At 67.6% G+C, this 26,852-nt stretch carries 15 protein-coding genes and 1 pseudogene; 8 read left to right on the top strand and 8 right to left on the bottom strand.

Annotated features, from left to right (window positions below; all coding sequences use genetic code 11):
* The first annotated feature begins 154 nt into the window (after positions 1 to 154).
* The 3 genes from OZ403_RS10870 (at position 155) to OZ403_RS10860 (ending at position 5,653) form a co-directional block, all read left to right on the top strand.
* Positions 155 to 1,369, top strand: coding sequence for a methyltransferase (locus OZ403_RS10870; protein WP_268784140.1), 1,215 nt, complete (start codon positions 155 to 157; stop codon positions 1,367 to 1,369).
* A gap of 256 nt (positions 1,370 to 1,625) precedes the next feature.
* On the top strand, positions 1,626 to 3,026 hold the full coding sequence (locus tag OZ403_RS10865) for a hypothetical protein (RefSeq protein ID WP_237081101.1): 1,401 nt from the start codon (positions 1,626 to 1,628) through the stop codon (positions 3,024 to 3,026).
* A 491-nt stretch (positions 3,027 to 3,517) separates the two neighbouring features.
* A complete protein-coding gene (locus OZ403_RS10860; RefSeq protein WP_268784139.1) occupies positions 3,518 to 5,653 on the top strand; it encodes an endonuclease in 2,136 nt (711 codons plus the stop codon).
* Positions 5,654 to 5,914: 261 nt separating this feature from the next.
* On the opposite strand, the gene OZ403_RS10855 is transcribed toward OZ403_RS10860, so the two are convergent.
* Entirely contained in the window at positions 5,915 to 6,910 is a 996-nt protein-coding gene (locus tag OZ403_RS10855) for a deoxyhypusine synthase family protein (protein ID WP_268784138.1), read from the bottom strand.
* A 1,057-nt stretch (positions 6,911 to 7,967) separates the two neighbouring features.
* On the opposite strand from OZ403_RS10855, the pseudogene OZ403_RS10850 reads away from it, so the two are divergent.
* Positions 7,968 to 8,513 (top strand): annotated as a pseudogene (locus tag OZ403_RS10850) (efflux RND transporter permease subunit); the annotation flags it as partial.
* 82 nt (positions 8,514 to 8,595) lie between these two features.
* On the opposite strand, the gene OZ403_RS10845 reads toward OZ403_RS10850, so the two are convergent.
* On the bottom strand, positions 8,596 to 9,612 hold the full coding sequence (locus OZ403_RS10845; protein ID WP_268784137.1) for a right-handed parallel beta-helix repeat-containing protein: 1,017 nt from the start codon (positions 9,610 to 9,612) through the stop codon (positions 8,596 to 8,598).
* 200 nt (positions 9,613 to 9,812) lie between these two features.
* On the opposite strand from OZ403_RS10845, the gene OZ403_RS10840 reads away from it, so the two are divergent.
* The 4 genes from OZ403_RS10840 (at position 9,813) to OZ403_RS10825 (ending at position 13,455) form a co-directional block, all read left to right on the top strand.
* Entirely contained in the window at positions 9,813 to 10,919 is a 1,107-nt protein-coding gene (locus tag OZ403_RS10840; RefSeq protein WP_268784136.1) for an amidohydrolase family protein, read from the top strand.
* A 129-nt stretch (positions 10,920 to 11,048) separates the two neighbouring features.
* Positions 11,049 to 11,618, top strand: coding sequence for a hypothetical protein (locus OZ403_RS10835; protein WP_268784135.1), 570 nt, complete (start codon positions 11,049 to 11,051; stop codon positions 11,616 to 11,618).
* 145 nt (positions 11,619 to 11,763) lie between these two features.
* Positions 11,764 to 13,017, top strand: coding sequence for a hypothetical protein (locus OZ403_RS10830; RefSeq protein ID WP_268784134.1), 1,254 nt, complete (start codon positions 11,764 to 11,766; stop codon positions 13,015 to 13,017).
* A 117-nt stretch (positions 13,018 to 13,134) separates the two neighbouring features.
* Positions 13,135 to 13,455 (top strand): adenylosuccinate synthetase, encoded by a 321-nt coding sequence (locus OZ403_RS10825; protein WP_268784133.1) that lies wholly within the window; start codon positions 13,135 to 13,137, stop codon positions 13,453 to 13,455.
* Between the two features lie 70 nt (positions 13,456 to 13,525).
* Here OZ403_RS10825 and OZ403_RS10820 read toward each other — a convergent pair whose 3' ends face one another.
* The 6 genes from OZ403_RS10820 to drmD are packed head-to-tail and all read right to left on the bottom strand — an operon-like array spanning position 13,526 to position 26,492.
* The gene (locus OZ403_RS10820) at positions 13,526 to 13,681 is read right to left on the bottom strand and encodes a phospholipase D-like domain-containing protein (RefSeq protein WP_268784132.1); all 156 of its coding nucleotides are present in this window, start codon (positions 13,679 to 13,681) and stop codon (positions 13,526 to 13,528) included.
* A 6-nt stretch (positions 13,682 to 13,687) separates the two neighbouring features.
* Positions 13,688 to 14,212 carry a hypothetical protein gene (locus OZ403_RS10815; RefSeq protein ID WP_268784131.1) on the bottom strand — a complete coding sequence of 175 codons (525 nt, stop codon included), beginning with the start codon at positions 14,210 to 14,212 and terminating at the stop codon, positions 13,688 to 13,690.
* Positions 14,203 to 16,050 (bottom strand): DUF1998 domain-containing protein, encoded by a 1,848-nt coding sequence (gene drmB / locus OZ403_RS10810; protein WP_268784130.1) that lies wholly within the window; start codon positions 16,048 to 16,050, stop codon positions 14,203 to 14,205. Before drmB ends, OZ403_RS10815 begins: the two co-directional genes overlap by 10 nt.
* Entirely contained in the window at positions 16,037 to 19,375 is a 3,339-nt protein-coding gene (drmA, locus tag OZ403_RS10805) for a DISARM system helicase DrmA (RefSeq protein WP_268784129.1), read from the bottom strand. Before drmA ends, drmB begins: the two co-directional genes overlap by 14 nt.
* 8 nt (positions 19,376 to 19,383) lie before the next feature.
* On the bottom strand, positions 19,384 to 23,313 hold the full coding sequence (locus tag OZ403_RS10800) for a DNA methyltransferase (protein WP_268784128.1): 3,930 nt from the start codon (positions 23,311 to 23,313) through the stop codon (positions 19,384 to 19,386).
* Positions 23,313 to 26,492: a DISARM system SNF2-like helicase DrmD gene (gene drmD / locus OZ403_RS10795; protein ID WP_268784865.1), complete on the bottom strand. Its 3,180-nt coding sequence runs from the start codon at positions 26,490 to 26,492 to the stop codon at positions 23,313 to 23,315. Before drmD ends, OZ403_RS10800 begins: the two co-directional genes overlap by 1 nt.
* Between the last annotated feature and the right edge of the window lie 360 nt (positions 26,493 to 26,852).

The raw sequence follows: 26,852 nt of genomic DNA, 5'->3' as shown, positions 1-26,852 counted from the left end.
CGGGGGTGGTGGCGCCTCGGAGAATTCGAGGCGCTGTTGACGGCGAAGGACCGCTGACGGGGGAAGTACGAGATGATTGAATCGCCGCCAGGTCCTGGGACATCGGCACCGTCATCCCCAACCGGCGGAGCAGCGGCGCATAGGATGCGTCGACATGGACTTCCAGGCGCGACTCGAAGCGCTCACGCACCAACTCCGGCCCTGGTCCCCGCTCTGGTCCCGCTCCATCCTCCAGGGCTGGCCCGGGTCCGGCGCCGCCTATCCCGAGGACTGGCTGGCCTATGCCCGGTCGCTCGATGAAGCGGGCGAGCAGCGGCTGGACCAGGGGGCGCTCTCGGGCGTCCCGCCTCCGGCCCTGAGCGCACTCCTGGGCGCGCTCCAGGAACTGACGGCGCTGCCATGGCACGAGGGCCTTCACGCACTGACTGTCGCGGAGACGCAGGGCCTCAGCGCCAAGAAGACCCACGAGCTCGAGCGGGTGCTCGCCCTGCTCGCGCCGAGAACGCGCTTCATCCACGAGGCGGTCGATATTGGCGGCGGCATGGGACATCTCGCCCGCCTCTGTGCGCGAACGTTCGGGTGGACCTTCCACAGCATCGATCGGGACGCCGCGTTGCAGGACAAGGGCCGACGGTGGTTGACGAGAACCCATCCCCCAGGTGGGGACACGCTGTGTTTCATCCAGGCCTCCGTCGAGGACGGGCTCCAGACACAGCTCGATCCGCTCTTCTCCGGCCGGGACCGGGCCTCGATCGGTCTGCACACCTGCGGGCCGCTCGCCCTCACGCAGATCCGCAAGAGCCAGGGGGCGGGCTTCGTCCTGAACATCGGCTGCTGCTACGACAAGCTGGAGGTCCCGCGGGATTACCCCGTCTCCCGCTTCGGGAGCGAGCATCCGCTGCCCTTCACCCCGCATGCGCTGGCGTTGACGACGCGGGGACGGCATCACAAGACCGAGGTGGAATTCGCGCGGATGAAGCGGGTGTATGCGTGGCGCTTCGCATTCGATCTCCTATCGAGGCGGCACTTTCCCGAACGCGGCTTCGTGAGAGCAGGGGACGCGCCCCGGGCGCTTTACGCCGAACGCTTCGCCGTCTACGCACGCGACCGCCTGGAGCGCCTGGGCCTCGATCCCCGCATGACGGACGCCGAGCTCAATGCCTTCGAGGTGTCCGTTCGCGCCGAGACACGGGACCTTTTGCTCTGCCATCTGCTGAGGGACCGCTTCGCGAGGGCGTTGGAGGTCGTGCTCCTGCTTGATCGCGCGATCCTCCTGGAGGAATCGGGCTTCCAGGTCGAGCTCCTCCAGCTCTTCGACCCGCGCCTGTCCCCGCGCAACCTCGCACTCATCGCGTCACGGAGCGCTTGAGCACATCCCGGGCCGGCCCCCGGGGCCGGTCGCGCCTCCGTGATGCGGCCAGTCTGACGCATTGGTACATGCTCTAAGCCGACACGGTTTGCTTCTTCCGTTGCGTCATTGATAGCGCTGCGGTCCATCCATTTCGTACAGGACAGCGCAAAGTCGTGGAGCCAGAGGTCCCTGTCCCGAGTCCTCGTTCCGCGCCAGCATGAGCCCATATCGCGGACGGCTACGGCCAGGACGCGAAGCCAGCGAGGAGAATGCCATGCGACAGCTCATGCGATGGAGCCTCACGGTGCTCGCCGTACTGTTCCTGGGATGTGGCGCTGGGAACGAAGCGCCCGTGGACGTCGTGCCAGCCACCACAGCACAGGCGCACAGCTCGGACTCCAGTCCTCGGGAATTGTCTGGCGCGACCCGGTGGGCACAGCGACTCACCGGTCCGAGCGAGGAGGTGGCAGCCGATGTGGCACATGATGGAGACGGAAACTTCTTCATCGCCGCGGCCTTCGAGGGCAAGTTGTCGGATGCGAAGGGGACACTGGGGAAGTCCACAACGCGGGCCTCCATCCTTGCGAAGTACCGACCCAATGGTCAGCGGGTGTGGGCTCGGACCGTGCCCGCGCAGGTGAGGGCGCTCGCGACGAACCGAGCGCGGCACGTGCTTGTCACCGGCACCTTCGAAGGAAGCATCGACCTGGGCGGGGGCCCGCTCACCGTTGGTGAATTCCTGGCGGGCGTGTTCCTGGCTGCGTTCGACGCGAGTGGTCGCCACGTCTGGTCTGTCGCCTATCCGCTGGAGTTCTTCAGCTTCTTCGGCGCGCGAAAGATGCTCACGGACAGCCATGGCAACATCGCGGTCACCGGTGTGCTGCGAGGCGCCATCTACTTCGACACCGAGGGCGTCGTTGCGGACAGCGCGCCCGTCCTCCTCCGGTTCTCGCCAACGGGCAGCTACCAGTGGAGCTACGTCGAATCGCCGTACTTCGGTCAGTCAGGCGGCGTCGCCACGGACGAGGACGACAACCTCTACATGGCCGGAACCATCATCACGGACCTGTATCCGCCGCTGGATGTCATTCCCTTCGTGAACAAGTTCTCCCCGGCGGGGACGCGGCTGTGGCAGCGACAGTTGGACACCACCCTTGGCTATGCACAGAGCGTGGGAGTGCACGGAAATCGCGTGGTCCTCACCGGCACCTTCATGTCGCCGCTCTCCTTCGGTGGTCAGACGTTCTTCCCCCAGCACTCGCAGGATGGCTTCGTCGTCGCGCTCACCCGTGCGAACGAGGCGCGCTGGGCGAAGCAGCTCGGTCGCGAGGTGCTGGATATTTCGTTGGACCACCGCGACGACCTGGTGGTCGTTGGGAGGTATGAGGACGGAGATGACCTCGGCCTCGGGCCGCTCTGCGGCGTTCCTGGAAGTGATACCAACCTCTTCGCCGCGAAGTACGACCGGGTCGACGGACATCCCCGCTGGACGAGGGGCTTTCCCATGGCCCACCCGCCGGATGTGTCGACCGCCATTGACCGCTACCGCGTGTCGGTTGACGAAGCGGGGGCGTCGGTGTTTCTGGGAGGCCTCATCGCCCCCCTCGACGTTGGGCCCAAGACGCTCGTGCCTTCTGGCGTCCGCGACCTGTTCCTGCTGGGGCTGAAGCCCTGACGGGGCCTGCCCCGCCCTGGCTTGTTTGTTGTGACACTGGGTTTGAGAAGGGCTGTCCGACGCGCTCCGAACAGCCTTCCACCGTCACTTGAGTGGGCAGCCTGGGCCGGAGGCTCCTTGGTCACGACGGAGACCTTGCAAGCCGCTTACAGAGGCGAGCGGCCAGAGTTCCCCGGTCTCCATTCGCGGTAGGTCGGCGCGTCTTCTTCGCCGCCAGCGATGGGGGCCCGAGGGGCGCTGTCGCGTGGCCCTGGAACAGTGCCCCTCCTATGGTCGGGTGAAGACAGACAGAGCGCCCGCGCTCACGGACCCAGCCCCTCTTCCTCCAGGGCCGCGTGCCCGCCGCAGAACACCGGCCAGCCGTCCCCCACCAACACCGCTGGGCTTCTGGGCAACTCACGCACTGGAGGGTGATGGTGTCCCCTCCTCCCTTGCCTGCATGCATGGGGTTTGCGCCCACCGATGAGGTGGCCAGGCCTGGGAGAGGATGCGTGAACGAGCAGGAGAAGCAGCGGCGGCTCTTGACCTACGCGAAGCGGATCGCCCCCTCGGCCGAGACAATCGAGTCGCTGGCGACGGAAAGCAGCGCCCCGCTCGAGCCAGGTGCCGAGGTCCTGGAGCATGCCATCAAGGCGGCCCACGCGGTGACCCGGGGTCTGGAGTCCACCCTACGGCCAGAGGAGCTGTGGGCGCTCGAGGCCATCGTCCTGCCTCGGAACAGACCGGTCATCGACATCATCAACGGCAGCTACCTGCGCCCCGGGGCCCCCTGGAGCGCCCTGGATGACGCGAAGTTCCGCAAGCCCATCGAGGCGGCCATTCCCGCCATCGGACGCGTGGAGGTTCCCGAGCACCCGACGCTGCCGTACGTTGGAACGGGTTTCGTAGTCGGGCGCGGGCTGCTGATGACCAATCGCCACGTTGCCGAGCTGTTCACGCTGGGGCTGGGGATGCGGGGGCTGCGGTTCCAGCCGGGGCTCGACAACGTGCAGGTGGACTTCAAGCGGGAGCGCGGCTCGAGCGCGTCCGCGCCCTTCCGCGTGCGGCGTGTCCTGATGATGCATCCCTACTGGGACATGGCGCTGATGGAGGTAGAGGGGGTTGATGAACTGAGGCCCCTCTCCCTGGATTCGCGCCACGTGGACGAGGTGCGCGAGCAGGACGTCGTCGTCATCGGGTATCCCGCGCAGGACCCACGCAACGATGCCGCGCTCCAGCACCGCATCTTCCGGGGCGTCTACCAGGTCAAGCGCCTGCAGCCGGGCAAGATCATGGGCGCACGGCGCACCTCGAGCTTCGGCCGGATGGTGGAGGCGCTCGCGCACGACAGCTCGACGCTCGGAGGCAACTCTGGCTCGGCCATCTTGGATGCGCGCTCGGGCAAGGTGCTCGGGCTCCACTTCGGGGGCCGGTACCTCGAAGCGAACTACGCGGTGTCCGCCCATGACCTCAGCCGGGACTCCCGCGTGGTCGATGCCGGGGTGCTGTTCACGAAGGCGAACGTCGGAGGACAGCTCCCATGGGCGAACGCGTGGAAGGACAACCAGGGCCCCCCGGCGGTGCCGCCTTCGCCTCCTCCGCCGTCTCCCGTCCTCTTCGTCCCGGCGCCGCGCGGCGAGTCCTTGGCGCTCACCATTCCGCTCCACATCACCCTCCGCCTGGGGGTTCCCGCCCTGGCGGGGAATGGCCAGACCGCGCTCGTCCCCGGGCCGGCAGTGCCCGCGCCAGTGCCAGGTCAACCCGGGGGAGGTGTGGGGGCTGGGGCACCGGGCCTGACACAGGTCGACGTCGCGGAGGCTGTCGCGGAAGCCCAGCGGACGCGGGACCTCCCCTATTACGACGCCGAGGCGGACGCGCTGGACCGGGAGCGCTACTACGAAGGTGTGCAGCCGGACTCCGACCAGGATGCGTTCTATGACGGCCTGCACGGCCTCCTCGAACGGACGCATGCGGTCCGCCCATCTTACAAGCCGAGCCGCTGGCTCTACCCATGGGTGGACCGCCAGAAGGACCTCCTCCTCCGCTCGCTGTACTCGGCGGCGGGCCACTCCTTCACGCTCCAGGAGATCCTCCAGAGGGACCTCGAGGTGGAGAGGGAGCGTGCGCTACGGCTCCTGGAGCGGCCACTTACAGAGAGTCTCGACGAAGGCTTCCTGGAGCAGCTCGAGTCCGCCCTGCCGTACAACTGCGAGCACGTCGTGCCCCAGTCCTGGTTCAATGCCAGGGAGCCGATGCGCGGAGACCTGCACCACCTGTTCGCCTGCGAGATGCGCTGCAACAGCTTCCGCAGCAACAATGCCTACTTCGAGTTCCCCAGCACCGAAGCCTTCCAACAAGACTGCGGGCGGGCCGAGCAGAACCGGTTCGAGCCGGGCGCCGGGAAGGGAGCCGCCGCGCGCGCCACGCTCTACTTCCTTGTCCGCTATCCCAACGCCATCAACAGCCCGGCGGAGCTCGCCGAGGAGCGGCTGGAGACGCTGCTGCGCTGGCACCAGCAAGAACTCCCCTCCGAGTGGGAGCTGCATCGGAACCAGGCCATCTTCTCCATCCAGAAGAACCGCAACCCCTTCATCGACTTCCCGGAGTGGGCGGCGCGGGTACGCTTCGCCCGCGGACTGAGGCGCTGATCTGGCGCGGCCCCTTCCGTGCGCAGCAGGCGGGGAAGGGCCTCCGAGTCAGCGCCTCGACCTAACGCGCGAGCTCCGCGATGCGCGCATCCTTGGGGTCGACCTCGGCCATGACAGGCCGTGTCCCATGCGAATCGCGCCCCGGGTGCTGGCGGGCAGCACCCGGGCGGCGGAGCCGATCCGCACGCCCGAGTCGATGGCGGAGAGATTGTGGAGCCCGAGCCGGAGCACCACGTCGGCAGGGTCTCCAGAGCCGCTCATTCAGCCCGTCTTCTGGCGCATACCCCAGCAGTCGAGGACGTACGAGAAGATCAGCGGCGCCACGATCGTCGCATCGGACTCGATCACGAAGCGGGGCGTGTCGACGTCGACCTTGTGCCAGGTGATCTTCTCGTTGGGCGGTGCGCCGCTGTAGGAGCCGAACGAGGGCGTGCTGTCGGAGATCTGGCAGAAGTAGGACCAGTAGGGGACCTCCTCCTCCAAATCGAGGCGCAGCATCGGCACCACGCAAATCGGGAAGTCGCCGGCGATCCCCCCGCCGATCTGAAAGAAGCCGACCTTCGCGGACGAGGAGGTCTCCCGGTACCAGTCGGCGAGGGCCGCCATGTACTCGGCGCCGCCGCGGATTGGACTCCAGGTTTCCAGCTCCTTGCGCATCACGCTGGCGACGAACACGTTGCCCAGCGTGGAGTCCTCCCATCCCGGTACGAAGATCGGAAGGCGCTTCTCCGCAGCCGCCAGGAGCCACGAATGACGGGGATCCACCTGATACGAGCCGGCCAGCGCGCCGGAGAGGAGCAACTCGTAGAGGTACTCGTGGGGAAAGTGGCGGCGCCCGTCCCGCTCCGCCCTCTGCCAGAGCTCGAGGAGGGGGCGTTCGACCTTGCGCATTGCCTCCTCTTCCGGGATGCAGGTATCTGCCACGCGATTGAGCCCCTTGTCGCGCAACTCGGCCTCCTGCTCCGCCGTGAGGCTGCGGGGATCGGACACCCGCACGTAGTGCTCCTGGGCCACCAGGTTGAAGACGTCCTCCTCCAGATTCGCGCCCGTGGTCGTGATCGCGTGGACCTTGTCGCGGCGGATCATCTCGGCGAGCGAGATCCCCAGCTCCGCCGTGCTCATGGCACCGGCGAGCGTCACCATCATCTTGCCACCGTCATCGGCGTGCGCCGCCCAGGCGTCCGCTGCATCCACGAGGGTCCGGGCGTTGAAGTGCCGGAAGTGGTGCCGCAGCACGCATCGAACGGAAATGGTCATGTCATGTCCTCGAATGGAGAAGACGCCCGCACCGCCCCCAGGGGGACAGCACGGACGAACGAAGTGAAGGGAACGCCGCGCCTTGCAGCACGAGCGAGCCCGCCAGCTTTTCCGAACATTCGGATGGAGCACCGGCAGCGGAGGCGACAATCACGCGCCACACCGTCTGGAACCGGCAGGATTTCGCGTATCAAACGAACACCCATGGTGCAAGCCTGCCCTGCGGCCCATGCCAGGTTGCGGCGTGATGTAGGGGCTCCTCGCTTGAAAAGGCCGAGAAACCCGAAGCTGAAGCGGTGTCGGCACGACGCCCTGCCCTTTGCCGAGTCACCTCTCTGACCGGGAGCACAGACGCGCCGCGGCGCTTGAGGACCACGGAATCAGCTCTCTGAATCCCCTTGATGCGGAGCGGTACGTCGCCTGGCTCTCGCACCAAGCCACCCTCATGTCGGAGGGGCTCGCGTTCGCGCTTCTCGACGATGCGTTCGCCGGTCAACTCGGAGGGAGCGTGAGGCCGGACGTAAGCGGATACGCGCGCCCTCTACGACCTCGTGCCATCGCAGCGGGGGCGTGGAATCAGTGCACAGTTATTTCACGAGGCCTGGAGGTTTCACGCCCCCCAGGGAGTCCGGCACGACAGGGCACGGTGAACTCTTACGTGGACTGGGCAGAGCTGCGGAGGAGGTCGTCCGATGTTGACGTGTTCGCCTGCGTGAGGTGTGGAGGCAGGCTTAAGGGTCTTGGCGTACGTGAAGTGGGCCCCCGGGGTGCGGGCGATTCTGGAGCACCTGGGCTTGCCCACGGCCTGTGCGTGGTTGGCCCCGGCACGAGGGCCACCCCAGGCCGCGGGGTGTTGAGGCGCAAGACAGCCACCAGGCCGGCGGCCCCTGCCTCGCACCTGATGGGAGCGCGGCCTGGGCAGGCGTGGACCCCAAGGGGGTTCAATCGGTCTGTCCACCGGCCGGGAGCATCGCTCGGGCGGCCCCGTCAGCGGCCCTCCTCGGCCCCTCCGCTCCAGCCCTCACCCTCAACAGCGCCTCTATCCCGCCTATACGTCGTGGCGTACATGGTGCTGGGGGCGCAGTTCAACTCGTTCCTGCACCCCGTCACGGTGCTCACCATTCTGCCGCTGTCGGTGGCGGGCGCGGCCTTCGCGCTGCTGGCCACGGGCAGCACGCTGAACATCTTCAGCATGATTGGCCTGCTGCTGCTGATGGGCATCGTGAAGAAGAACTCCATCATCCTGGTGGACTACGCGCTGCAGGAGCGGGAGCGCGGGGCGGATGCGTTCCAGGCCATGCTGCGCGCGGGCCCGGTGCGGCTGCGGCCCATCCTGATGACGTCCACCGCGACGATGATGGCGGCGGTGCCGGCGGCGCTGGCGCTGGGCGCGGGCTCGGAGACGCGCGCGCCCATGTCCATCGCCGTGCTCGGCGGCCTGTCCGTGTCCACCGTGCTCAGCCTGCTGGTGGTGCCCGCCTTCTACGTCATCGCGGACCGGATGAAGACGCGGGTGGGAGCCAGGCTGGGGAAGAAGCCGGATGCCGAGTCGGGCCCGCACCCGCCTCGCACCGACGAGCCCCGGCCGGCCACGCACGGCTGAGAGGCGGAACGGAGCTTCCGTTCCACGCACGCCGCCAGCGCCCCCGTGAGTCCAACCGGGTGGGGCTGGCGGCGTCCTCGTCTCAGGGGGCCACGAGCCCCAGGCCCTCGAAGGTGACGTCGACGTCACCCAGGCAGTCGGCGAGCTTCAGCGGCGAATCGGGGCGGAGGCGGAAGTCGCCCACGTCGGCGTCCCTGAAGAGCGGCTCCAGCACCACGTTGCCGTTCTCACCTAGGACGACGCGCGGCGGGACGGCGTGGGTCTCCGCGACGTGCTGGTCATTCTGGAAGAAGACGTTGCAGCGGATGTCCCCCGTCTGCACGTACATGTGGCTGAGGCCCACGGCCGAGCCGGCGATGACGTTGCGCCGGATGTCGACCTGGCCCGCCTGCACGCCGAGGGCGAGCGAGGTGTTCTTCCAGAAGATGTTCTCTTCGACGACCGCCGCGTCCTGGAGGTGGTTGAAGGCGAGCGCGTAGTCATTCCTCCAGAAGAGGTTGCGGCGCACGTCCGCGAGCGCGTGGAAGTAGAGCAGCACCCCGGTGCCGTTGCCCTCGAAGATGTTGTTCGTCACGAGCGCGGACGTCGTCGCGTCATGGCCGTCCGCGAAGATGGCGGAGGCGTACCAGTTGCCGCCGCACCAGCGGTCCAGGTCGGACGTCATCGTGCACCACGTGTCGGAGCCCACGTTCCGGAAGGTGAAGCCGGAGATCTCCACGTCGCTGGCGCCGGAGTAGTCGATGAGGTTGAAGGGCTCGCCCAGGCCGTCCCAGAGGGTGATGGGCGCGCCCGCGCCGATGAGCCGGATGCCGCTCTTGAGGACGACGTGCTCGGAGTAGACGCCCGGCGCGACGTACACCGTGTCCCCGTGCTGTGCGGCGTCGATGGCGGCCTGGATGGTGTCGTAGTGCTTGGGCACCACGAGGGTGCGCGGCCCGCGGGGCTCGGGCTGCTCCGGGGCCGCTCCCGCGGGCTGCTGCACGTCAGGTGTGCCGAGTGCCGTGCCCTCGGCGTCGAGAGACTCGTTGGCCGCGGGGCTTCCACAGGCGGCCAGGCAGAGCGTGAGCAGCGTGAGTGAGCCAGGGTGCTTCCAGGACATGGTTCCCTCCTCCCAATGGAGTCACGAGACAGCCGGCCCCTGTCGCACCGCGAAGTGTTACCCGAATCCGAAGCGGAATGGCTCCTCGAAGATCTGAGGCTCGCGGCCGTTGAACCCTCAGAGTTCTGAGAGAGTGTGTCGTGTCCTGAACGCGCCGCACGCGACGCTGCGCCGCGTTCCTGATTCCCTTCGGAGGCTTCGTGAAGCGGCTTGCCCCTGTGTTGTCCCTGCTCACCCTCGTCCTGGGAGCTGTCGCCACGGCCCAGCCCGCCGCGTCCACCGAGGCGCCCCGCCGCGTCGCCGTGCGCGCCGCGCGGATGCTCGACGTGAAGAGCGGCAAGTACGTGGCCCAGCCGGTCATCCTCATCGAGGGTGACCGCATCGTGAAGGTGGGCCCCGGGCTGCAAATCCCCGAGGGTACGGAGGTGGTGGACCTGGGGACGTCCACGGTGCTGCCGGGGCTCATCGACTGCCACACGCACCTGATGGCGCGCGAGTCGGAGACGCCGAACGGCTACGAGCTGGCCCTGTTCACCAAGTCCCAGGCCACCCGCGCGCTGGAGGGCGCGGCGAATGCGCGGGCCACGCTGTGCGCCGGCTTCACCACCGTGCGCGACGTGGAGAACGAGGGCAGCGGCTTCGCCGACGTGGCCCTGCGCGACGCCATCCGCCAGGGGCTCGTGGAGGGGCCTCGCATGCTGGTGGCCACCCGTGGCATCGCGGCGGTGGGCGCCTACCACCCGTTTGGCACCTCTCCCGACGTGAAGGACGTGCCCACGGGAGCGCAGTTCGTCAGCGGGGTGAAGGAGGCCCGCCGCGCCGCACGTGAGCAATTGGGGCAGGGCGCGGACCTGCTGAAGTTCTACGCGGACTGGGCCACGCCCACGCTCACCGTCGACGAACTGCGCGTCATCATCGACGAGGCGCACAAGGCGAAGCGCAAGGTGGCCGTCCACGCGATGACGCCTGAGGGCATCCGCAATGCACTCGCCGCGGGCGCGGACGCCATCGAGCATGGCCACAACGCGGACCGCGCGGCCCTGGAGCTCATCCGCCAGAAGGGTGTCTTCCTGGTGCCCACGGTCGGCATCCTCCAAGCCCTGGTGGAGCGCGCCCCGGACGCGGCCACGCGGACCCGCTTCGAGGCGCGCCTGGCTGGGGCCCGGAAGACGGTAGCGCTCGCGCATCAGCTGGCGTACGTGAAGGGGGCCCCCGGGGTGCGGGCGATTCTGGAGCACCTGGGCTTGCCCACGGCCTGTGCGTGGTTGGCCCCGGCACGAGGGCCACCCCAGGCCGCGGGGTGTTGAGGCGCAAGCCGCCACAGCCAGCCAAGAGAGCCAGGCACCTGCCGCGCCCCTCTTGGGAAAGCGGCTGGGCTGGGCAGGCGTGTGTCTGCTGGAGATGAAAGGCTTCTGCGCCGGCTCGGCGTGCGGCTCATGGGCTCCCCGTCAGCGTCCCTCACCTCCCGCCCTGCTCCCGCCCGCTACGCCCAAGAGGGCGCCTGTCCTTCCTATGCTCGCAGGCGCCGGGGCTACTTCTTCATGACGGGCGACGAGCGGCCCTACGGCTATGTCTCGCGCAAGCAGGTGAAGCAGCTCATCGGCGACACGCTGGAGCAGTACCTGCCGGTGAAGCAGGTGGTGGACGAGCTGCAGCTCACCTACGAGCCGTTCGTCCTCATCCCGGACCTCGCGCGGCGGCGCAACTGCGAGCGCGACTGGCGGGAGCTGCTCGGCGACCGCGTCATCTGCCTGGAGGACCCCACCGAGACCGTGGAGGTGGCGGCGGGGCTGGTGGGGCTGTGCGAGGGCGCGTTCTCCGACCTCGATGCGCTCGCCCCGCACTTGAAGAAGCAGGACCTGTCGCGGCAGCGGCTGGGCGCCATCATCCGCGCGCTCACGCCCTTCACGGCGACGCTGGGACGGGACGGCATCCCCCGGCCCGAGTTGGAGGACGAGCACCTGCCCACGAACGACGACAACTCGGGGCACCGGCGCCTGCGCTGATTCGAAGCCTCTTCCGCGTCGCGAGCGGAAGGACCTCACGGGCATTGGCACCCCATGAGCCTGTTTTCACCCGGGCACAACCAGACTCGGGCGCCCGTTTCGAATAGAGCGTCAGGACGTCCGACCTCCCCGCGACAGGTGCCGCATGCCTCTCCCCAGACTGACCCTGCTTTCCGCCGTTCTGCTCTCGGGCTGTGCGACCAGCCCCGCCGCGAACCACACTGAATCCACTGAATCCAAGCCCACTCCCACGGCGTCAGCGCCCGCCGAGCCACGCACCGTCCGTGAAGCGCTCGCCCGGGAAATCACCGCGCAATTGCCGCACAAGCCCGTGGAGGCCGAGGGAGTCCTCTTCCGGGGCAAGGTGCTGGCCGCGGGTACGCCGGAGCTGATGAAGCGCCCCAATGGGGTGACCCTCCTCACCCTCCCGATTGGGACCTCCGAGCCGGTCACCTGTCTCTTCTACACGAGCGCCATCGATGCCGGCGCCGCGGTGAGGAGCCTGCTCGAGTCACTCCTCGATGACGTCACCGTGGAGCGGGTGCGCGCCACGGACGTCAAGTCCTTCACGGGCAGCCCCGCCATGTACCTAGAAGGTGACTACTCGCGAGGCGCCGCTCCGGCCGTGCAGGTGGGTCGCATCAAGGTGATGGTCCACGCGGCCCCCGTGCTCCCCAAGACCTGCTTCCACAACGAGCTGGGATACACGAAGACCTTCCTCGACGTCACCGAGTCCATCGCCACGGGCCTCACCTCCACGGCGCCGGAGCAGCCGGTGGCGCCCTACTACAGCGACGTGCAGGTGTTGCGGCTGGGCGACGTACCCCTCGGGTTCCAGTACACGGCGCTCTTCGGCTCCAAGGCGGGCGGGAGCATCCTTGAGGTCAGCACCACGATGGTGCGTCCCGGGGCCCCGGTCCAGCTCCAGTTCCAGGACACCAACATCACGGAGCAGGCGGACATCTCGGGAGTGCTCGTCGCCAAGAGCTATTCCAAGCGGGTCAACGACACGGTCGCCGCGAATGTGCGCCTGCGCCGGGAGCAGAACGGGAGCTACGGCGTCTCGGGTCAGGTGGCCGCCAAGGAGGTGCAGGCTCAGTTCGGGGGCGAACTCATCGGCGAGGTGGGGCTCGCCGCGCGGCTCCGCGAGGGCCTGCTGAAGGGCCAGGGCGACGCGCTCGAGGCCCTGCTGTGGGTGCCCCCCGCCGACGCGTCCGCACCGACGAAGCTGGTCATCCGCCCCCGCGAGGAGGCGGGAGCCCGCGCCGCCACGATGGAGCTGGGCCCGATGTCCGTGAAGGTGGAGCTCGACGCCCACGGCTTCCCCCAGCGGACTGAAATCCCCTCGGGAAGCGCCACTGTCGTCCAGGAGCGGCTGTCCCAGACTGGCGAGCCGTAGCGGCAGGCGGGCGTCGAACACAAAAGGGGCAGCGTCCAGGTTCGACGCGGCCCTGGACGCGAGCGGTTGTGAATGCACCGTGCGATGCTGTGGGCCGTCCCCACCTCATGCACACCCATGAGTCCCTCCCGCACAGCCCACCTCGTCGTTGACCTCGGCTTCGGAGACGCCAGCAAGGGCACGCTCACCGACTCGCTGGTGCGCCGCCGCGGCGCGGGGCTCGTGGTGCGCTTCAACGGCGGAGCCCAGGCCGGTCACAACGTCATCACCGATGACGGGCGACACCACACCTTCTCGCAGTTCGGCGCGGGCACCTTCGTCCCGGGCGTGCGCACGCACCTGGCGCGGACCACCCTCCTCCATCCCCTGGCCATGCGGGTGGAGGCCAGCTACCTCGCGGAGCGCGGCGTGCCGGGCGCGATGGAGTTGGCGCGCTAAAAAACTACTGTCGCACCCAGAGACTCGTCACGGGACGCATTCACTGGACTCTATCCGGCGCCATGCCGAATCAGGCGACCCGTGAGAACCACTCCCCCGTGGAGAACTGGGCCTCCAGCACCGCGGCCAGGTGCGTGTCCTCCAGCAGCACGCCCACTTCGATGTTCCGTGTCTGTCCTCGGTTCGTGAAGTTCGCGGACGTCACGAAGACCCACCGTGCGTCCACCACGACTCATTTCGCATGCAGGCTGGCGAAGACACCCCTCCTGGGTGAGAAGCCGTGGCACTCCGGAAAGGGCGGACCGAAGGGCCAGTGCTCCCGCAAGAACGCCGAGGCCACCGGTGCGCTCGCATAGAGCCTGCAACTCACGCCTCGCTGGAGGGCTTCGTGCAGCGGCCCCAACACGTCCGCCGCGTGGTCGAACGCGAACCCGGCCACCAGTACCGTGCTCGTGGCCTTGTGGAACAGGTCCGCCAGCACCACCGCCGTGTCGCGAGCGCTGCTCCAGCGGGTCTCCGGCCCCGTCCAGACCAACTCTGGCCGCCGGGCACCCGCGCGCCGCTCCACGAGCACCGTGTCCAGCAACACCAGCGTTCCCTCCCGTCCCAGCGCGTTCAACGCCGCGACCTCCCCCGTCAGCCGCTCCAGCCCCTCTCCCTGGAGCGCCAGTCGGGACAACGGAAACCCGAGCCGCCGCGTGCCCACCACGGCCTTCAGCCGCTCCAAGTCCAGCGTCGCCACGCCGCTCAGGTCCACGGCGTCTTCAGGAAGGCGACGTCCTCGTGGCCCAGCGTGGGCACGACGAGCGCGCGATCGAGGTACTGGTTGAAGCGCTCGCAAGAGCACTCAGGGAGGAAGAGGCACCCGTGGCACGCGGCACCCTCCAGGTCGCGGTCGTCACGGCCCGTGGGTTCGTGATGCGCGCAGACGGGGTCGTTGGAGCAGAGGCGCGCGTCCTCCAGCGCCCGGGCAAGGTGCTGCCCCAGTCGCCGGCCCTCCTCTACCAGGCCGCCCAGCGTGCCTTCCGCGCCCGTGGTGCCTGTCATCAACAGGATGCCCGCCATGGGGACGGCGTCGCTGTGCGGCGCGCAGTAGAGCCGCTCGCGGATGGAGCTCGCGGGATAGCCACACTCCAGCGCCACCTCCGTCATCAACAGGTGCGCCAGCGAATGGAGCAGGTAGAGCCGCACGCCCGGGAAGGGGAGCTTCGAACCGGAGCCCTGCTTCCAGCGCTCATATCCAGCCCTGAGCACCTCCTCGCGCCGCAGCACGGGCTCGGACATCTCCCAGGCATGCACCTGCTGCTCGTCGAGCACCAGCAGCATGCCCTCGCCCTGCATCTCCGTGACGGGTACCCAGTCCCGGTGGAGCGACATCGGCGCGAGCGCCACGTCCAGGTCGTAGCGGCCCTGGAGGTCCTTCGACAGGGGCTCCAGCCGCGTGAAGCCGACCTGGGCCTGGACCTCCCGCAGCCGTCGCGCCAGCACCACGCGTTCGACCAGCGAGGGCAGTCCCTGGGGTCGAGCGATGCGCCGGGCCCAGAAGACCTCGGTGCGGTCCCGGGGCATCTCGCCAGGCTTCTCCTGTGGCTGCGCGAGGAACTGGAGCCACTCCGCGGTGCGGATCTCCGGGACGGCTTCAGGCGTGTGCTTGCGCTCCGCCGTGATGGCCGCCAGCACCTCCGCGTTGGAGGCGGAGCCGAGCGCCGCCTGCACCTGGGCAATGGTCCGGAAGGCCGGCAGGGTCTCCGCGGTGGCTGACTGGAGGATGCTCCACGCGGACTGCACCTTGCGCCGGAGTGACTCCGGTTCAGGGATGGTGATGGCACTGGTGGTCTGCGCGAAATAGCCGTTGCTGGCGGTGCGGACCAGCAGCCGCTGCTTCTCGCCGCAGCGCTCCCGCGCCTCCAATCCCAGCCAGGGCCGCTCCCCGGCGCAGGGGTCCTGCTGCTCCTTGTGTGTCATGTCGATGAGGCGCCTGCGCTTGCCGCACGTCGAGCACGCGACCTCGATGTCACTGAAGTCACCGCTCACGCCCTCCTCGAGCTTGAGCTGTGGGGCGTCGCAAGGCTTGCGCTCGTGCATCCACCAGGTCCAGTCGATGTCCGACAGGTGCCCCCGCGGACAGGCCGCGACGAAGCGCACCGGCACGCAGCGCTCGGGCTTCGCGTCCACACCCGCGCAGCGGTGGCGGTATTCCTGGTTCACGCGCTCCAAGCTGTTGGCCCGCACCAGCGTGCGGCAGTGGGAGTTCTGGCAGACAAACCAGCGCGGAAACTCATACACCTGGATGCCGCAGGACTCTGTCGGCTCTCGCTCATCCCCAGCGGGGGGCTTGCGGAAGGGGGCCTCCTTGCTGAGCGGCCACTTGTTGCGGTGGTAGAGCGGTTCGACGATCTCCAGCAGCCGTGGCTCGTTGACCACCTCGCCCTGGCCCTTGAGACGCCAGAAGTCCAGGCCGCCCACGAGGACTGCGTCGTTCAGGAGGTCCAGCATGCTGCCCGGACCGAAGGTGGAGACCACCTGGCTCTGGCGCACGCGCCCATCCGGCGGCCGCGTCGAGCGGGCCCGGGTCCACTTCCTACGGTTCGTCATGCGCTCCCTCCTCCGTCGCTGCCTTCGGGGCGCGGTAGCCGCCCAGGGGTTGACGTGAAATCCACAGGTGCACCGAGGACTCCACGTCACGCATGGACGTGGGCGCCTCGAACTTGAGCTCGTCCTGGGTGAGGTTGTCGGTGGGGTCCAGGAAACCGCGCAGCAGGGGCTTGAGCCCCTTTCCCTCCGGGTCGTAGGGCGAGTACGCGCGCTGGGCGGCGTCCTTCTTCGCCTGCTCGATGATGTTGCGCCACGAGTCGAGCAGGCTTCGCGCGCGCTGCATCACGATGCCGCTGGCGCGCTCCGACTCCTCCTTGGGCAGCCCTCGGCCAGCGCGCTTCGCCAGGGTTTCGAGCGCATGCTCCAGCGCGTCCCGGTGCGCCTGCAGGGACTTCCACTCCAGGGGCGCGGTCATGGCGGTGTCCAGCAGCCGGCCCAGCGCCACCACCACGCCCGCGAGCCCCCGGTCGAGCGCCGGTGCCGAGAAGGGTGTCACCGAGGTGGCTTCGACGAAGCGATAGAACGACTCGTGGTACGTCCCGAAGCGCTCGTAGTGGCTGCGGTCGCGGGGCTTGGCCGCGTTGAGGCACGTCACCACGAGGCCGGGCTTGTTCATCTTGCGGCCCACGCGGCTGGACGCCTGGATGTACTCGCTGGTCGTCTTGGGCTGTCCCGCCACGACCATGAGTCCCAACCGGTCGATGTCCACGCCGACGGAGATCATGTTGCTGGCGAGCACGACGTCGATGCTCTGGGGCTGACCGTGCGTGAGCTCCAGGCGGCTCTTCGATGCCTTGATGTCAGCGGTCTTCTCCCGGCTGGTCAGCTCGATGGGCTCGCCGCGGATGGTCCTGCCTCGGTACCAGGGATGCTCGGCCGCTCTGCCGAAGTCTTCTGGACGACGGCGGACGCGGTCCATCACCAGTCGGCGCACCTCGTCCTCGACCAGCCGGCGCATGCCGCCCAGTTCGCGCAGGCTGTTGAAGTAGCCGACGAGCGTCAGGTACGGGTCCGCGCTCACGGCGCCGTGAAGTTGCTCGCCGCGCGCGGCGGCGGCGAGCAGGCTGACATAGACGCGCAGCAGGATGGCCTTCATGGGCCGCCCGGGCGCCGCCACGCCCACGTATTGGCGCGCGCCCTTCTTGCCCACGGAGGCGAAGAACGTCTCGGAGGCATCCACGCCTGGCGGAGGGAAGAGCGCGACGTCCCGTCCATAGAGGCGACTCACCTGCTGCCGGGAGCGGCGGACGGTGGCGGTGGAGGCCACCAACTTCGCCCGGGGCGCGAGCGTCAAGACGGCGCCTTCGTAGAGGCCCACCATGGAGCCCAGCGGGCCGGAGATGAGGTGCAGCTCGTCCTGCACGATGAGTTCCGGGGGAGGCAGCCCCTTCGGGAGCGTCACGAGCGCCGCCTTCACGTCCGCGTCATCGTTGCACGGGCCGACGAAGCGCTTCCCGGTGCGCCCCAGGACGCGACCGAAGAGCAATCCCGTCTCTCCACGCCACGGCAGCATGGCGAACTTGTCCACGGTGGCGACGAGGAAGCACGGCAGCTCGCGGTAGATCTGCTCGTCGACGAAGAGGACGGGGAGCCCTTCCGGGTTGCGGCCCAGGTTGAAGGCGCACGCGATGTTGGCGCAGCCGACGAGCACTTCCTCGGGTCTGGACTTGGAGGGCCGGAGGATGAAGCACTCCCGTTCGAACGGCGTGGTGCACCAGGGGCAGGTAGCGAGCGGGAACGGAGATTGCGCGCGGGCGCTGTTGTCGTTCTTGTACTCGGTGATTTGCGTGGATGCCTGCTCCAGCGTGTTGGCGGTCGCGGAGCGGCCGACCCACAGTCCGATGGAGAAGCGCACGGCTCCCAGGCGTTTCGGCTCTTGCTGGCGGAGCACTTCGAGCGCGCAGATGAGTGTCGAGGCGCGACCGAGTTGGTCGAGTGTGAGCAGCCGCAGCGTGTAGCGCAGTAGCACGGCCACGCCCAGGCCGCCGTGGAGGTGGGCCTGCCCCCGGAGGCGGCGCAGGAGCAGCGTAAAGGCAATGAGTCCCAGGTAGGCCTGCGTCTTTCCGCCGCCGGTGGGGAAGAAGATGAGTTCCACGAGCTCACGGTCCGCGTGGCCTTCGTGCTCGACGGAGGGAAGGTTGAGCAGGATGAAGGCGAGCTGGAAGAGACGCCATTGAGGCGCGTCTCCCTGCCGTACCTTGCGTTCCGACTGGGCCATGACGCTGTTCATCCAGCGGAAGGCGTCGAAGGCGAGAGGTTCTCGAGCCAGGAGCTGGATGCCCTCCTCGATGCGGTCCGCCGCGCGTCGCGCCCTGCGGATGAGCTCATCCCGCGTCTCCTCGCGGCGTTCGCTGCCGACAGCGACAGTGGCCTGGGTGGCCACCCATTCACGGTAGGTCCGCACGAGGGGGAGCAAGGCTGCTACAGCCTCCGAGGGTGTCGTGAACGCGGCGAGCTGCTCCATGCCCACCGTGACTTCGTCAATCTGCCGCGCTTCGACAGGGAGCACCTCGACGCGTGGCAGCCAGTCCGTTTCCACGCGGGCGACGGGGACGGAGGTGGATGGGACGCGCACGGAGATGCCATGACCCACGGCCCACCGCTGGCGGTCGCGGAACTGGAGGTCGTTGACGCGGTCGTCGTCGTCCTCGCTCCTTGCGTCGCTGGAATCCTGTCGGCTGACGAAGCCCCGCTCGCATTCCAGGGCGAGATGGGTCTGGAAGGCATAGGCCTCGTCCCGGTCGACGGCGGTGCTGGTGGGCGGGCGCGCGTTGACGAGGAAGATGGCGACCGCGAGCTCGCCTTCGCGTGTCTTCTCCACGTGGCCTTCCAGGCGCAGGCCCCGGCTGTCCTGGAGGTACAGGCCTTCCCGCAGAGCCGCGTCGTTCAGGGCCAGGGTGACGCTGCGTTGGTGGAAGGTGCGGCGCCACTGCTTGCGCCCCTCTGCTTCGATGCGCTGGTAGTCCGCCCAGCAGACATGGGCGGTGAGCTGGGTCGTGCCTACGGGGACGAAGACGGACAGGCCCATGGACGCGGGCAGGCGGCGCACCTTCTTGGCGGTCGGGTCGGGGCGGGAGGCTTCCTCGTTGTCCTCGTCATTGCCCGCGGCCAGGTCGTCTTCCTCGTCGTCGGGGTCATCCTCGATGACACCCTGGTCGAGCGGGACGAGGAATCCCGTCAGGTACCAGCGGGACGGCGGATTGCGGAGCGATTCCGGGGCGTCCGAGACAGGAGCGCCTGGAGGCTTGTGGAACGGACCGACGAGGTCCGCTTCGAGTGCATCAATGAGGTGGGAGCGGACCGCTCCCGTGTCAGGGACATTCATGGGAAGGCTCAGGCGGTCTGGGCGCGGGACTTCGAGGGACGGCGGACGGTGGGGTGGGCTTCCTCGTGGGCACGCTGGGCGTTCAGGTCGAAGAGGCGGTCGAGGACTTCGTCTTCGAAGGTTTCGAGCTGTTTGGGAGTGGCGCCACAGTACTGAGGGGCGTGGATGTCCTTCCAGCCGTAGGCATCCAGGACGGCCTGGTCCACGGCCACGTGCAGGTCCCGCAGGCGCTGCGTCGCAGCGTCGGTAACCGACTTGTCCTTGAGCCGGTTGTACGTCGTCGTCAGGCCGATGTTGTTGGCCTGCATGTACTGGCTGCGCTCGAAATGGAGCCGCTCGCCGATGCGGTCGAGCGCTGATGCATTCCCGAAGTCAGGAAAGGGGAAGGTCTCGAAGCAATCACTAGGAGCATAACGAAGGCGGTCCTCGAGAGATGACGACAGAAGCCGGGCCCAGACTTCGTGCACTCGCGATTGCAGCACCGTCAGCCAGCAGTCCTGCTCTACAGGAACGACAATGACTTGTTCGCTGAATACAACAGACGACGGTTGCCACGAGAAAATCAAGTGCTTCGACACGCGAGAATTCGCAAGGCAGCGCGTTCTGGGACGGAGGGCTTCATAGAGGGCAGGAGTGTATCGTCCATACTGCCACCAGTATGTTTTTCGCCTCTTGCCGTCGGCATTGTCCTTGAGCTTGATGCGCTCCGGTCTAACCAAGTCCTTTACGATGCGTAGAAGGTCAGGCCATAGCTCTGCCTCCTTCAACTCCATTTGTCCGAAGTTGATGACGTGCCTTTCGAGTTCGGGACTCGGGTCGGAGTTGAGTTCCTCGCCACCCACGTAGCGAAAGATGCGCGCCGCGTTCTTTGATGACTTCGAGACAAGAGTCGAGCGCTGCTCAGGACTGAGCACGAACCCCATTCCCAAGACGTACGTCCCAACGAAGCTCTTTCCTGCATTGACACCAATCGCCACTGGATCCGGGCGTTCAGATTTGCCACGTAGCCGAGAGTTGATGCACTTCACGGGCAGGCGATCCAGGCGAGGCTCCAGTTTCATGTCGGAGACGTGACCCTTCGCCAAGTGCACGACTGCCACTGAGACGTTGGCGCCAGCCACCGGCCACCTCATGGAGCGCACGGCGTCGTAGAGGTGGCCGCCGTGGTCCACCAAGTGCTTCAGTCCAGTGGCCCTCGTGTCCCCCTGCGCGATGGTGTTGGTGGCGATGAATCCGAAGCTGCCGTGTTCACCCAGCAGATGGAACGCACGGCGGAAGAAGTGCGCGGAGAGATCCGCATTGCCGTGCGCCCCCTCATGAACCGCCTGGAGCCAAGGGAGGTAGTTCTCTCCGCCCGTCTCGATGATGGCGTTCTTTCCCGCGAACGGAGGGTTCCCCACGAACCCATCGATCCATGCAGCCTTGTTGGGCTGCTCGTTGTCGAGCGGATCCGGCCGGCTCCCGTGGAAAACCTCCGGGAACTCCAGCGCCCAGTGGAACGTCCATGACGGCGCGGAGAACGCCGCGATGTCCGCCGGCATGGGAGGCGGAACACCATTCTTCGCCTTGGACAGCCACGCCCCAATCAGGTCCAACCGGCGGACGCGCTCATTCTCCCGATCCTTGTCCGAGCCATGGGCGAAGAACGCCCCGACGCACGCATTGGCGATCCGCTTGATGTCCTCCAACGCCGCGTCCGCGTCGCGGAGAAGCCCCTCCTTCACCCGGCCGGGATCCAGATCCAACTGCAGCGGCTTGCGCGCCGGCCCTTCCAGGTCGAGCGCGAGTTGGAGGATCTCCTCGCGCTTTTCCAGGGAGCGCGTCAGTGCCTTCTTGATGAACGCCCAGGGCAGTTCCGACTGCTTCTGGCGGGTCGAGTCCCAGTGGAACGCTTGAAGCTGCTCCAGGTCGAGCCCGACCAGTGAATCCCCACACTTGAGCGCATGGTCCAGGAATGTGAAGGGCTCCGTCTTCGCCAACGTCACGAGCCACAGCGACAGCTTCGCGAGCTTCACGGCCCATGGATTTTTGTCCACGCCGTACAGGCATCGCTGGGCCACCAGCCGGCGTGCCCGCATCACCTCGTCCTCGTGCTTGTCACGCTTCAGCACGCCCTCACGTGTCCAGGCGGCGACAACCTGGTCCGCGAGAAAGCGGCAGGACTCCACCAGGAACGCACCCGACCCCATGGCCGGGTCGCAGATCTTCAGGTTGAGGAGCCTTTCTGAAGAGGGCTGCGGCCCCATCGTCTTGAGCAAAGGCTCCAGAGCCCGGCGGACGATGGGCGATGACAGACTTCGAGGCGTGTAGTGACTGCTGGTCCGTCGCCGCTCGTCGCCAGGCTGGAGTACCAACTGGGATGCTCGCCGTATCTCGGTCCCCTTCACGCGGTACGACTCCAGCGCGGTCAGGACCATCTGCTGCGTGGAGGCCTGCTCCAGCGCCTTCGACAGGGCTTTCACCGTCTTCGCGTCGAGGCCCGCCTCCTCTTCCAGCCATGCAGCACGCCGCTTCGCGGGCTGGGCCAGCACATCGTCCGCGCAGACCCATACCTTCGAGGGCTTGAGGCAGATTCCAGCACCGGTCAGGCGCTTCACGTGGAAGCCCATCAGTCCCTCGTACACGGAGCCGATCTGCTCCACGTCGAGCGACTTGAAGCTCAGTCGCTGTCCCTTGAGGAAGATGAGCCGCTCCAGGACCTGGAGGACTGTCTCGTCATCAATGAGAGGAACCCGCGCCTCCGTGCCCGCATCGGCGGAACTCGCGCTTCCCAGGAAGGGGAACGTGTCAGGGTCGAAGAGCTGTCCGCGCCGTGCCGGCATTCGCAGCTTGTCGTGCGAAGCTCCCAGGTAGATGCACCGGAAGAGCGCCAGCAACCGTGGCCACGCACCGAAGCGCCGGTTCATCGAATCGGGGTATTGGCTGGAGTCCTCGACGAGTTGCGCGTGAAGTGCCTTCACCGACAGGTCATCGCGGTAGGGCGCCTGGCCCACGGGAAGCAGGCCCTGGTCCTCCGCGTAGAGGATGAAGACGAGCCGCAAGAGCGTGGAGAGGAGCCCGCCGTAGACATGGTCCTCACCTCGTGAGAGCGCCTCGTCCAGGGCCCGTGAGCCATCCCGTTCGGCGGCCGTCTCGAAACCCGTGAGAAGGATGCCGAGCGCGTCCAGGACCTGGTCGGCCAGTTCGTCGGTGACATCCGCCTGCCGGCGGCGAGACTGCTCCAGGAGCGCGGGAAGCTGATGCTCGGGCAGCACGCCGAAGAAGCGGCGCGCGTGCAGGAGCATCACCATCGCGTCGAACAGCGGACGACCGCTGGCGGTGACGATGTCCTTGAACCGGAAGGTGATGTGCCCTGACGTCTCTCCGTGGGGCGCATAGACCAGGCGCACGGAGTCCCCGTTGAACAGCAGACCGATGGGGACACGGGCCGCGCGCAGCAGGCGGTCGAACTTGGCGGTGGGCTCGTAGAACCACGCGCCCGTGGTGTCTTCCTTCTTGTCCAGGTCCAACCCGGCCGGCAGCTCCCACGTCAGGAGCGCGAAGCCTTCCGCGGCGCGGCTGATGGGCGTGGAATCATCTGGCAACCCTTCCGGCTTCGAGGGAGGAGGCCCTCGTCGCGACAGCCCCCGCGTGGGCTTGATCGTCTGTTGTCCCTCCGCGATATCGAGCTGGAGGTCCTCCGGAAACACCGTGGTGAAATCATCCTCGGTGTAGCCCAGCACCTCCCGGAGGAAGCGCGGGACATCCGTCACGCGAGGTGACTCCCGGCCCGCCAGCAGGACGAACCGCGACTGCGCGGACACCGGCAAGCGCTGCATGCACTGCGCGTCCTCGAGGACCGGGATGGAGACCACCAGTCCTTCGATGGGCTGCGCCATCCCCATCCATGTCTGGTGATAGCGACGCTCGACGTCCCCGCCAAGGTTCTCGCCGTTCATCAGCGCGCCCCCGGCCACAGGTAGACCATACCCACGGGCACCAGGCGAGCGACCCGCACGGCGTAGGTGGCCTTCAAGGATTCAGGTTGTTCGACGAGTTCCCTTCCGAGCGCTGTCAATCGCTGTTCAAGGTGCACCTTGTCCCTCCTCCACTGGTCCTGCTCCGCCCGGGCGTCGAGCGAGAGTTCGAGCTGCGCGCTCAGGGCCTCCTGGATGGCCTCCTGCTGCGTCAGAAGAATCTGTGTCAGCGCCTTGGCTTCGGACGCCCCCCGCGCCGCCAGCTTCTTGCGAGCCCCCTGCTCTCGCACCGAGGCCTGTTCCTTGATGGCGGGCCAGAGCTTCGAGAAGTCGGACTCGACACTGGCCAGCAGCCGTTTCTGGACAGCCTTCGGTATCGTGGAGAGCGCGGGCGCTTCCGCCAGCGTGGTCTCCAGTTGGTCGATCGCCTTGCGGTCCGCTTCGTCCGCGAAGGGCTTCAGGTGCCCGCGGCCGCCGCCGTCCAGCCACCTTGCTGAAACAGAGACCACCTCGTCATGGAGCCGCGCGGCGCCCTCGCCAAAGAGCGACAACCGGCCGAAGACGATGACGCGTGCCACTGCGTCGCGCTGGGTCTGGACCACCGTGACACGGCTCAGGTCGTTCGCGGAGAACCCCTGCGCCAGGAACCGCTGGAGCACCCGCTGGACGAGCGGATGGGACAGGTGCAGGTGGACGAGCTTGCTGGAAACGCCCGGAGGTGCTTCGAAGACGACGGGAGACAGGGGGCGCTTGCGCCACTCCCACGCTGCCTCGTCGTGCTCCCGGCGCGGACGAATGGAATCCAGGGTCGTGCTCCACGAAGCGGGAAGTGCGGGGACCTTCCAGGCCTCCAGCGTCCGGCCTTCTTCCGTGATGGCCTCCCGCTCCAACCGGCGCGCGCCGGCCAGCTCGAACCCCACGTCCAGCGCATCGCGCAGCAGGACGGGATTGAAGTCCATCACCTTGCCGCTGCGCTCGCGGAGCTCTCCAATCGCATCCAGTTCCTTGCGCAGGGATTGGAGCGTGCGCTGGGACTCCAGTTCCCGCTTCGTCACCTCCGTGCGAGTCGAGGTCGCAGCGCGGGAGAGGCGCTCCAGCGTGCTCTTCGTGATGCCCGAGGCGAGGGCATCGTGCATCTGGTCCATCAGCACGCAGCCCAGGCTGCCCAGCTCGCGCGTGATGGTCTCTACCTTGCGCGCGAGGGTGTCGAGCACCGCATCCTCGGCGCGCTGGCCGTAGACGAAGTAGCCACAGCGCACGGCGGACGCGGGTTGCAAGGCACGGTCGATGCGGCCGTTGCGCTGCTCCATGCGTGAGGGATTCCACGGAACGTCGATGTGGAAGAGGTCCGCGCAGTGGCCTTGCAGATTGATGCCTTCGCGCGCGGCGTCGGTCGCGAGGAGGACCCGCACGGGGAACTCCTCCATCGAGCCGTTGAAGGCGGCCTGCACCTCCGCGCGATTCACGTCATCGATGCCGCCCGTCAGCGTGAGGATGCGCTCATCACCCCGTTGGGTCCCCTCGAAGGCAGCGGTGAGCTGCTCCTTGAGGTAGCGGAGCGTGTCGCCATACTCGGTAAAAAGGATGACCCGGCGGGGCTTCCACGCGGCGCCTCGGGTGAGCGGGCATTGGTGCTCGCGAATCCAGTGGAGCAGGGCCCGCAGCTTCGCGTCCTGGGCAGCGCGGTGCCGGGCGCTCAGCTTGAGCATGTCATCCAGGAGCTTGCGCGCCTGGACGCTGGCGGACAGGTCCTGACTGTGCTCGCGGATGGTCTCCGCGAACGACAGCTCGAGTGCGTCGTCCGTCTCGCCATGCTCCTCGGACTCAGGAGCCGTGTCGCCGGTGAGTGCTCCGCCGTCGGGAGCCAGCACCCCCGCGCCGAAGGCCGCCGCGTGAACGGAGAGGGTGCGGTGGAATGCCTCGATGCTGGAGAGGAGGCGCTTCTGGAGGTTGATGAAGACCAGGCGCCCCTGCTTCGTACCGGGCGCCATGAGCTCCGTGTAGCGCGCGAGCTTCTGGGACAGTTCCAGTTCCGGGGCGGAGGCTTCGCCCAGGTCGACACACTGCTCGACAGTCTTTCCGTCCGGGGCGAGCCACTCGGCGTGCCAGCGTCCCGAGTCATGCGTCAGCCGCACGCCCACCACGTGCCGCTCGGGGTAGCGCTGTGAACTGCCCAGGGCGCGAAGGTCGCCCTTGAGCCGGCGCACCATGACGGGAGCCAGCTGTGATTCGCGGACGCGGGTGCCCCGCGTGAAGCGCTGTGGGTCCAACATCTCCAACAGCGCGGAGAAGCTGTTGGAGTGGCCGTTGTGGGGCGTAGCGGAGAGGAAGAGCCGGTGCTCGAAGCGCTCCGCCAGTGAGCGGATGCTGCGAGTGGTCTCCGTGTCGATGGCGTACCGGCTGGCCGATGCGGGCGCGACGACGTGCGCCTCGTCGAGCACCAACAGGGACTTGTGGTGACCCTTCTCCTCCAGGAGGGTCTTCAGCGGCTCGAAGTACTCGCTGCGCCGCAGCGTCTGGTACGACACGATGAAGCGTGAGTGCGTGGCCCAGACGGGGACCTGGAAGCCGCGCTCCTGACGGCGGCGGGAGACGAACTCGCTGTTGAAGATTTCGAAGCGCAGACCGAAGCGCTTCTCCATCTCATCGCGCCACTGGAGCGTCACCGACGCCGGGCAGACGATGAGGACGCGGTCCACGCGCTGGCGGAGGATGAGTTCCTGCAACACCAGCCCAGCCTCAATGGTCTTTCCGAGACCTACGTCATCGGCGATGAAGAGATTCACCCGAGGCAGCTCGAGCGCCTTCTTGAGAGGCGTGAGCTGGTGATTCATCAAGTGGATGCCCGCGCGGAACGGCGCCTGGAAGAGCCGGGCGTCGGTGGCCGTGACGGAGCTCCACTTGAGCGCGTGCAGATACGCGGCGAAGTGACGGGGCTCGTCGAACCGCTCAGGCGTTCCCAAGCCACCCTGTTCGGGTCGGATGACCCGAGCGGCGAGCTCACGCTCCCACAAGACAGACAGGGGGCGCCCCTGTGCGTCATCATCGAGACAAGTGAGACGAACGAGGGTGTGTTGCTCCCGGACATCCGAAGGAGCGATGACCTCGTTGACCAGATACTGACGGTGTCGGACCTGCGCGATATCACCCGCGCACGGCATGGGAGCGATGGGCACGGGAGCAACATTCCGCTACATGGCGTATCGCGCCCATACCACTCAGGGGTGATGTCTCGGCTTGATCAAGCCAACCATGCTGAGGGCGCCGATACGTCTATCCGCTCAGCGCAGAGACCTTCGTAGCCAGCGGCAAAGGTAGAAGCGAAGAAGCAGCGGACGCCGCGAGTGGATTGGACCGGGCTGCGGCACCAGCGGGTCCATGACCTGCGCCTCACCACATTCCCGTGGTCCGGGCCCTCCACCACCAGGTTGTGCTGGAGCGCCAACCAGTAGAGGCGGAACAGGTCGGTCACGGTCTTGAGCCCCGGCCTGCGCGTGACGGACTCGCGGCCTAGCGCGTCC

The sequence above is a fragment of the Myxococcus sp. NMCA1 genome (assembly GCF_026810205.1).
Taxonomy (GTDB): Bacteria; Myxococcota; Myxococcia; order Myxococcales; family Myxococcaceae; genus Myxococcus; species Myxococcus xanthus_A.
This window is presented reverse-complemented; position numbering and strand designations above follow the sequence as displayed.